This is a genomic window from Pseudomonas sp. DW-iso17, assembly GCF_058725345.1.
Genome location: NZ_JBZXEA010000008.1, coordinates 1 through 8,878, shown reverse-complemented (window position 1 = coordinate 8,878; position 8,878 = coordinate 1). Strand labels below are relative to the sequence as shown.

The 8,878-nt window shown below is 60.5% G+C and carries 9 protein-coding genes; 6 read left to right on the top strand and 3 right to left on the bottom strand.

The genetic code is table 11. The features are described from left to right. Window positions 1–489 precede the first annotated feature (489 nt). Window positions 490–819 (top strand): hypothetical protein, encoded by a 330-nt coding sequence (locus AC4PS6_RS06430; RefSeq protein WP_003190335.1) that lies wholly within the window; start codon window positions 490–492, stop codon window positions 817–819. Between the two features lie 58 nt (window positions 820–877). On the opposite strand, the gene AC4PS6_RS06425 is transcribed toward AC4PS6_RS06430, so the two are convergent. Continuing rightward, window positions 878–1,780, bottom strand: coding sequence for a LysR substrate-binding domain-containing protein (locus tag AC4PS6_RS06425; RefSeq protein WP_198833456.1), 903 nt, complete (start codon window positions 1,778–1,780; stop codon window positions 878–880). A 133-nt stretch (window positions 1,781–1,913) separates the two neighbouring features. Here AC4PS6_RS06425 and AC4PS6_RS06420 point away from each other — a divergent pair, with 133 nt between their 5' ends. From AC4PS6_RS06420 to AC4PS6_RS06410, 3 genes are read left to right on the top strand one after another with little or no spacing between them, the layout of a single operon-like run. Next, window positions 1,914–2,612 carry a CoA transferase subunit A gene (locus tag AC4PS6_RS06420; protein ID WP_003190329.1) on the top strand — a complete coding sequence of 233 codons (699 nt, stop codon included), beginning with the start codon at window positions 1,914–1,916 and terminating at the stop codon, window positions 2,610–2,612. A 31-nt stretch (window positions 2,613–2,643) separates the two neighbouring features. Further along, window positions 2,644–3,303, top strand: coding sequence for a CoA transferase subunit B (locus AC4PS6_RS06415; protein WP_005786928.1), 660 nt, complete (start codon window positions 2,644–2,646; stop codon window positions 3,301–3,303). An 11-nt stretch (window positions 3,304–3,314) separates the two neighbouring features. Then, window positions 3,315–4,496 carry an acetyl-CoA C-acetyltransferase gene (locus AC4PS6_RS06410; RefSeq protein WP_003190325.1) on the top strand — a complete coding sequence of 394 codons (1,182 nt, stop codon included), beginning with the start codon at window positions 3,315–3,317 and terminating at the stop codon, window positions 4,494–4,496. Between the two features lie 244 nt (window positions 4,497–4,740). Here AC4PS6_RS06410 and AC4PS6_RS06405 read toward each other — a convergent pair whose 3' ends face one another. Further along, complete coding sequence (locus AC4PS6_RS06405) at window positions 4,741–5,163, bottom strand: PaaI family thioesterase (protein ID WP_014717969.1); 423 nt, start codon at window positions 5,161–5,163, stop codon at window positions 4,741–4,743. Between the two features lie 157 nt (window positions 5,164–5,320). On the opposite strand from AC4PS6_RS06405, the gene AC4PS6_RS06400 reads away from it, so the two are divergent. After that, window positions 5,321–6,115: a DUF4349 domain-containing protein gene (locus tag AC4PS6_RS06400; protein ID WP_014717968.1), complete on the top strand. Its 795-nt coding sequence runs from the start codon at window positions 5,321–5,323 to the stop codon at window positions 6,113–6,115. Here AC4PS6_RS06400 and AC4PS6_RS06395 read toward each other — a convergent pair whose 3' ends face one another. Continuing rightward, on the bottom strand, window positions 6,116–7,201 hold the full coding sequence (locus AC4PS6_RS06395) for a DUF1615 domain-containing protein (RefSeq protein WP_019821407.1): 1,086 nt from the start codon (window positions 7,199–7,201) through the stop codon (window positions 6,116–6,118). Window positions 7,202–7,474: 273 nt separating this feature from the next. On the opposite strand from AC4PS6_RS06395, the gene AC4PS6_RS06390 reads away from it, so the two are divergent. Further along, window positions 7,475–8,878, top strand: a 1,404-nt coding sequence (locus tag AC4PS6_RS06390) for a DUF6531 domain-containing protein (RefSeq protein ID WP_492180764.1), incomplete at its 3' end; no start/stop codon positions are given.

Sequence of the window (8,878 nt, the reverse complement as noted above, 5' to 3'; positions counted from 1 at the left end):
CTGCGTAAACTCGCCACCAAAACCCTGCGACCCACCGCACAGAAAATGACGCCCAAGTCACGTTTTCGCGCATTCCCCCGTCCCCGCGGCAATTTATGTAGTGAGCAAAAATAATCACTACATAACCGTTGACGTAACCTTTTTGTCCTTGCATGATCTAGACGTCTCTCGGATCGAGAGCGTTGGTAACAAGCGTTTTGAACAGGCTCGTCTGACCGCCGAGCTGTTTTTCCGGATGTGCACTGCCCACAAGGCAGATTGATGAAGCTGACCGGCCCCGGAAGGGACAGGTACAAGGCGCTCAAACGCGGCTTGTCTTCGTGATCAGAGCATTGCGTAGCAGTCCATCAGCAAGACTACATGCATCAGCTTCAAGACCCTGCCCGTATTCGGCAGCCCGTCGCTGACGCCCGGTTTTAGTGACCGGAGACAACTTACTGGTATTAACGAATCAACTGATAGATCGCCAACTGGTCAAGGGGCTTACACATGAATCTGAACAACCAACCCACTATCGATGAATTGGCTGAGATGTTCGCAGCGCAGAAAGACACACTCGACGACCATATCCTGTGGATTGGCAAATCCGGCGAAGTGCAAATTGACTGCCTGGCGCCCCATACCGAAGAAGCCGAGTTTGACCGTAACAACCGTGAGCTGGCGGCGCGCCTGAAGATGTACCGCCGTGGCCAGGGTTATGTCGGCAAGAAGGCCGCCGCTGATCGCAACTTTATCGAGCAAGTGTTCGACACACTTAACAATGCCTGGGCGTCTTTCAAAGACAGCTCGCAAGTTAAAGTGATCGACCGTTACTACTAAGTAGTACTCAATCAATGTGGGAGTTGGCTTGCCAGCTCCCACAGGTGTATTTACTGATTTAAAAAGTTGGAAACCTGCCCTTCCCCGCCTCATCCCGAAAGATATCAAACAACACCTGCGCCGCCGCCGACAGTTCATGCCCCGGCTTGGTCAGCACCCCAATCGGTCGCTCGATCACCGGGCCAGTCAAGGTAATGCAATGGGCTCCCGCCTCCTCCATCTGCCTGGCGCATAACGCTGGCACCGCGCTAACCCCCAAACCGCTGGCAACCATTTTGCCCACCGTCGCCAATTGATGGCTTTCCAAGGCAACGGGCAATTTCATCTGCAAGGCACCGAGGTGTTCTTCCAGCATCACCCGCACAGTGGAAGGCCGTTGCAGGGTGATGAACGGCTGTTCCAACAAGACTTCCCAGTCGATTTCAGCACGCTGTGCCAAGGCTGAATCGCCTGGGACCACGGCGACAAAGCGATCCAGATACAACGGCGTGAACGCCAATGACGAGCCCTCAGACGGCTCGAAGGCCACCCCCAGCTCCACTTGACGGTCGCGCACCATCTCCAGCACCTGCTCATTGATCAGGTCATGCACCGTCACGTTCACCTGAGGGTAACGGGCGCGGAATATCTTCAGGATGGGCGGCAGCAGGTTGCCAGCAAACGATGGCATCGCTGCCACCGTGACACGCCCCCGTTGCAAGGTAAAACGCTGGCGCAGTTCGTCCTCAGCGTTGTCCCAGTCGGCAATCAACCGGCGGGCCAGGGGTAACAGGGACTCACCTTCAGGGGTCAGCGCGACGTTACGGGTATTACGGCTGAACAGGCGCCCGCCCAAGCCTTCTTCCAGGCCCTTGATGGTCAAGCTCAACGCCGACTGGGAGAGGTGCAAACGCTCGCAGGCAGCGGCAAAACTCAGACTCTGAGCAACAGCGAGAAAGGCACGCATCTGTTTAACGGTCATGACGCAGCTCCGGACGACGACTGGACTATGCTGTTTTCTAAATCAATCAACCTTAAAAAACAACTTAACAAATCAATCCGCTGGCGCAACACTCAACTCACTGGCTGGACCACAAACAATAAAAGAGGTGCATATGGCAGGTTTCGATAAACGCGTGGCGTCCTATGAAGAAGCGCTGGCAGGCCTGGAAGACGGCATGACCGTGCTCTCCGGTGGTTTTGGCCTGTGTGGCATTCCGGAAAACCTCATTGCCGAAATCAAGCGCAAAGGTACCCGCGACCTGACGGTGGTCTCCAACAACTGTGGCGTCGATGGCTTCGGCCTGGGTGTGCTGCTGGAACAGAAGCAGATCAGCAAAGTGATCGCTTCCTACGTGGGTGAAAACGCCCTCTTCGAGAAACAACTGCTCAGCGGCGAGATTGAGGTGGTGCTTACCCCTCAAGGCACCCTGGCAGAAAAAATGCGCGCAGGCGGTGCCGGCATTCCGGCCTTCTTTACCGCCACTGGCGTCGGCACCCCCGTTGCCGAAGGCAAGGAAACCCGCGAATTCAAGGGCCGCCCGTATCTGATGGAAGAGTCCATCACCGGCGACTTTGCCATCGTCAAAGGCTGGAAAGCCGACCACTTCGGTAACGTTATCTACCGTCACACCGCCCAGAACTTCAACCCGCTGGCCGCCACCGCCGGCAAGATCACCGTGGTCGAAGTCGAGGAAATCGTCGAACCGGGCGAGCTGGACCCGGCGCAGATCCACACCCCTGGCATCTACGTCGACCGGATCATCTGCGGCACCTTCGAAAAGCGCATTGAACAGCGCACCGTCCGCAAATAATCCCCGTCCAGAACAATAAGAGGAAACAATCATGGCGCTTACCCGCGAACAAATGGCTCAACGCGTTGCCCGCGAGATGCAGGACGGTTACTACGTCAACCTCGGTATCGGCATTCCGACCCTGGTGGCCAACTACATCCCCGACGGCATGGAAGTGATGCTGCAATCGGAAAACGGCCTGCTTGGCATGGGCCCGTTCCCGACCGAAGAAACCATCGACGCCGACATGATCAACGCCGGCAAGCAGACCGTCACCGCACGCATCGGCGCCTCGATCTTCTCCTCCGCCGAGTCGTTCGCGATGATTCGCGGTGGGCATGTCGACCTCACCGTACTGGGCGCATTCGAAGTGGACGTACAGGGCAACATCGCTTCGTGGATGATCCCCGGCAAACTGGTCAAGGGCATGGGCGGTGCCATGGACCTGGTGGCCGGCGCAGAAAACATCATTGTGATCATGACTCACGCATCCAAAGACGGTGAGTCCAAGTTGCTCAGCCAATGCAGCCTGCCGCTGACCGGTGCCAACTGCATCAAGCGTGTGCTCACGGACCTGGCGTACCTGGAAATCGAAAATGGCGCTTTTGTCCTCAAGGAACGCGCACCTGGCGTCAGCGTTGAAGAGATTGTGAGCAAGACCGCCGGTAAACTGATCGTCCCGGACCACGTTCCAGAAATGCACTTCCAGTGAGGACAGATTCCATGCAAGACGTCGTGATTGTTGCTGCCACCCGCACCGCCGTAGGCAGCTTCCAAGGTTCGCTGGCGAACATCCCGGCCCCGGAACTGGGCGCTGCCGTGATCCGTCGCCTGCTGGAGCAGACCGGCCTGGACCCGGCGCAAGTGGATGAAGTGATCCTCGGCCAGGTGCTCACCGCAGGCAGCGGCCAGAACCCGGCACGCCAGGCTTCGATCCTTGCCGGCCTGCCCCACGCCGTGCCGAGCCTGACCCTGAACAAGGTCTGCGGTTCGGGCCTCAAGGCTTTGCACCTGGGCGCACAGGCCATTCGTTGCGGCGACGCCGAGGTGATCATTGCCGGTGGCATGGAGAACATGAGCCTGGCCCCGTACGTATTACCTGCCGCACGCACCGGGTTGCGCATGGGCCACGCGAAGATGATCGACAGCATGATCACCGACGGCCTGTGGGATGCGTTCAACGATTACCACATGGGCATCACCGCCGAGAACCTGGTGGACAAGTACGGCATCAGCCGCGAAGCCCAGGACGCCTTTGCCGCCGCCTCACAGCAAAAAGCCGCGGCCGCTATCGAAGCCGGGCGCTTTGCCGATGAGATCACGCCAATCCTGATTCCCCAGCGCAAAGGCGACCCGGTGGCCTTCGCGGTGGACGAACAACCCCGCGCCGGCACCACCGCCGAATCCCTGGCCAAGCTCAAGCCTGCGTTCAAGAAAGACGGCAGCGTCACCGCCGGCAACGCCTCGAGCCTGAACGACGGCGCTGCGGCCGTGCTGCTGATGAGCGCCGACAAAGCCAAGGCTCTCGGCCTGCCCGTACTGGCGCGTATCGCCAGCTACGCCAACGCGGGCGTCGACCCGGCCATCATGGGCATCGGCCCGGTCTCGGCCACCCGCCGCTGCCTGGACAAGGCCGGCTGGCAGTTGGCTGATCTAGACCTGATCGAAGCCAACGAAGCCTTCGCCGCGCAATCCCTGGCGGTGGGCAAAGAGCTGGAATGGGACGCGCAGAAGGTCAACGTCAACGGCGGCGCCATCGCCATCGGCCACCCGATCGGTGCTTCAGGCTGCCGCGTACTGGTGACCCTGCTGCACGAAATGATCAAGCGCGATGCCAAGAAAGGCTTGGCAACGCTGTGCATCGGCGGCGGCCAAGGCGTGGCCCTGGCGCTCGAACGCAACTGAACCGGATCGCGGTTGTGGCGAGGGAGCTTGCTCCCGTTGGGCTGCGTAGCGGCCCCCATGCCAATAAGAGCAACACAGAAAAGGCCCGGCTCCACGAAAAGCCAGGCCTTTTCTTTTATCGATGTCCCCTGAATGAACTCGATAAAAATGTGGGAGCTGGCTTGCCTGCGATAGCGGTCTATCAGTCAGATCATTGCTAACTGACACACCCCTATCGCAGGCAAGCCAACTCCCACATTTGATCTCACTGCCTGTCAGCTTGCGGCACCGCAAACACCGCGCTCGCCCGCAGCACCACGCGCTCCTCCACTTGCAAACTCAGCGTGGCGAACGCCATCTGCCGTCCGCGCTTATGGCTTTCCAGACGCACCACCATCCACTCCCCTACCTGCACGGCGCCCAGGTAATCCACGGTCATGCTGGCGGTAATCAACGGCAACGGCGGCTCACTGGAAAACGCCATGGCGTACCCCATGCCGATATCGGCCAGCGTCGCCAGCACCCCGCCGTGCACCGTACCTCGCCCATTGGCGTGGCGATGATCGGCGCGCAGGCCGACTTCCAATTGCAAACCTTCGCCACGGCAATACGCCGGGCCGAGCAGTTCCAGCAACGGGCTGCTGCGCGGCAATGGGACAAAGCCTTGGGGGACGGTCTGAGCGTTCATGGCGGATGCTTCCCTGGTGTGAGGCTTGAGGTGTACGCCAGCCTCGACCCGGCAGCCACCACCATCAGCCGGGCAAATCCCGGGCAATGCTTTGCGTTAATGGGCCAGACCCGCTTTAATCTCGGCCAATTTCTCCTGCACATTTCAAGGAAACGCCATGCGCCACCTGGACGGCAACTCCCACCCGCTTCGCGCGCCGCTGTTGATCTTGCTTGCTGGCCTGGCCTTGGCCGGTTGTTCCCCCAAGGACCACTCTCGCGCCACCGTCATCAATGGCGAACAGGGCAAGGCCGGGGCGCAACTGGCCTATGAGCATGAATTGACCCTGGCCCTGCCCGGCGGCCTGCTTGCGCCGCGTATGCAGGCCACTCGTGAGGCGTGTGAAACGGCGCGCTTTGGTGCCTGCAATATCCTTGGCATTACCGAAGACGGCCAAGGTGGCCAGATCATCCTGCGGATCGCGCCCACGGGTGTGGAGCCGATGGTCGCCCTGGCGGCCGAAGGCGGTAAGCTCGGCCAGCGCATCACCACTGCCGAAGACCTGGCCGATGCCGTGGCGGATGTACGCCGCCGCCAGGACCGCCTGCAAGCTCAGCAGCAACGCCTCGATGAACTGGCCAAGCGCAAGGACATCACCGTCAGCGATCTGATCGTCCTGAGCAAAGAGCAAGCCGGCATTGAAAACGAGCTGCAGGAACTGGCTCAGGTTGCCGCCGGCCAGCAACGCCGCCTCGACACCAACCGCGTGACCTTGAACTTCCGTTCCTCGGACGGCGCCAACCAGGTGTCAAGGTTCACCCGGATGTTCAGCAACCTGGGAGACAACCTGGTGAACGGCACCGCAGACGCTCTGGAACGTGCCAGCTATGTGCTGCCCTTCGTGATCCTGGCGTTCCCGGTGGTGTGGTTGTGGGTGGGCTTGTGGCGCCGGTTCGTCAAGCGTCGCGGTTGATCAGCGCTTCATGCAGCGCTGGTAACGCTCATCCACGCGCTTGGCAAACCAGGCCGTGGTCAGGTTGCGGGTGATCTTCGGGCTCTTGAGCACAATACCCGGCAGGATCGCCCTAGGCAGCGGCTTGCCGGCCGCCTGGTCGGCCAGGCTGAAAACGCGCTTGTACAAGGTGGTGTCCTCGAAATCCAACTGCTCGCCCTGCTCCAGTTGGCTGCGGATGCTCGGGTTGCGCATATCCAACTTCGCCCCCAGTGAACGCACCGCCAGCTCGGTGGTGCCGGGCAGCAATGAGCCATAGCGGATCAAATCCCCATCCAGCGCCAGCTCTTTGCCTGAAACACGACTGACTGCAGCCTGGAACGCGGCATTGCGGCTGGCGTACCAACCGGCGTTGAAATCGGCAAAGCGGTACAGCGGCTGGTCGTAGCTCACCGGGTAGCCGAGCAAGTGGGCGATGCCGAAGTACATGCCGCCGCGACGGGTGAACACTTCGCGGCGAATTGTGCCGTCCACCGTGTAGGGATAACCCCGCGCCTGTTTCTGCGCAAAGTCGATACTGACCTGCATGGGGCCTGCGGTGTGTACCGGGTTGAACCCGCCAAACAGGGTGTTGCCCAGGGGCACCATGCTGATGAAGTCGTCGAAGATGCCGCTCAAATCCCTCTCCGTACGGGCGGCATTCAAACGATCGGCGTAGGTTTTGCCGGTGGGCGAGCGCAGTTGCAAGGCGCTGCGCACCACGAATGCCGGCACATGCACCTTGGCGGCGCGGCGCAGGATTTCATCCTGGGCGATCTTGCCCATGCCCGGCACCGGCGGGTCGACCTGATAGGTGGACTCCTGCTCGGTCACCGCCAATACCGCACAGATGTTTTCGGTGCTGGGGTAGATTTTCTGGGTGTCGAAGGCGGTGTAGATGTCCTGGGCCCAACCGTTGCGGTCCGACACCTTGGCCGGCAGCAGGCGCACGATCTGCGCCTTCACCTCGGCTTCACTGCGCTCGGGCTGCTGGGGGCCACGGGAAGTGGAGCAACCGGCCAGTACCCACAACGGAATAAGGCAGAACAGCAGACGGGTTGAATACATGAGGCTTCCTTGGTTAACGACGGGCCGGGCAGTGCTGATATCGACAGGTAAGTCTAACCGGGGTTCGTCGGCATGCCGAACCCAGTGCCTGGCAGTAACTGAAACATCCCACACCACTGCCGGATAAGCTCTACTCCTCACCCCGGCAAACCTCTGCAAAGTCCCTCGCCTGATCAAACAGTGCGAGGGAATGCAGATGGTTTTTTTCGTGACGCGTGCGGCTGACGGGGCCGCCACTTGAACCCGGCCATTGGCAGGCTGGCGCTGACGCCAATGAACGTGGAAACGGTCGACGTCGAGGGCGTCTTCCGTGACTTTCGCGATTGCTTGAACACCTTTGACGAGTGGGCCAAAAGCTTTTGGAGCTTCTCCGCGCTGGACGTCGAACAGGTGTTCAAGGTCGGGGATGACGTCGCGCTGGTTGCCCCGATCAATCGCTCCCTGTTTCCCAGCAGCACCGTCGCCACCTGCCAGGCCACGGGTGCCTTGACCCTGGTGCATATGTTCCAGAGCACGAGGTTCGTACCCATCGGCAACACCCCGGTGATCGTGCAACGCGTTGATCCAAACGGCGGCCCGCTGGGCGAGCCCCTCCATAAGACCATCGGCCCGAGTGGCATCCTCGAAGTCACCGAGTGTGATCGCAACCAGCAATACCGGGTGAGTTTCTACCCCAACGTTTCCCAGGATCACCTCAAAGCACTGTATGCGTCCTACCAGTCAGTGATCGCAGCGTTGGAAGCCCGGCTGCGCAAAGAGTGGACCGACACCTTCCAGGCCCAGTGGAAAAATTATGCAGACGCCCGCCCGCTTGAGCGGCGCCGCTTGCTGGAAGCGGCTTTTGCCAGTGGGTTAGGCAAGGCGCTTTACAGCCTGTGGGACAACCTCGGCGAGCTGTCTGCGCTGCTGGCCGACCTCAAGCCCAACAGCGAAAAACTGCTGCAATACCTTTCTCAAACCGAGCTCGATGAACTGCTGACACTGGGCAGTGATGCGATAGCCCAAGGCTTGTTGGTGCTCAGTGATGAGCCGCTGCTGTTTATCTACCTGTCGGCGCTGGTCAGCTGGATGCGCATGCTCCCGCCTACGGAGATGGCTGAACTGTGGGGTGAGATTACCGGTGAGGTGCTGATCAATCTGCTGCTGATTCGCGTGTTGGGTGCGATGGGCGTGGTGGTGCGATTGGGGGCTCGTGTGCTCAGTCACGTCAAATCCGGGCGGGCGCGGGCGTTGTTGGAATTGCTGGCCAAGCAAGTAGTGGGGCCTCGGCTGGAAACCCATGTCGAGGCCGCCAAGCCGGTGTTGCTGAGCAGTGCGGCGACGCCGATTAAGACGGTGCCGGCTGTGCCGTTGAAGGCGGGCGATACGCTGGTTTCGAACCCGGTGCCGATGGTGCGCGGCAAGACCCAGCGCACGACGTTGGTCCGTCATGAGCCTGTCGATGATGTGCCAACTGTGGCGTCGAATCCGAAGGGCGATGCGGCGGCGCCTGCGGATAAAACAGTCACTCACGGCTGCCCGGTGTCGATGGTCACCGGCGAGGAATTGCTCACCCTCACCGACGGCGCGCTGGACGGGATTTTGCCGTTTGAGTGGACACGGCTGTATCGCACTAGCGCGGAGGAGGTCGATTGTGGGCTGGGGTTGGGTTGGAGCCATGCGCTGGCTCATCGGCTG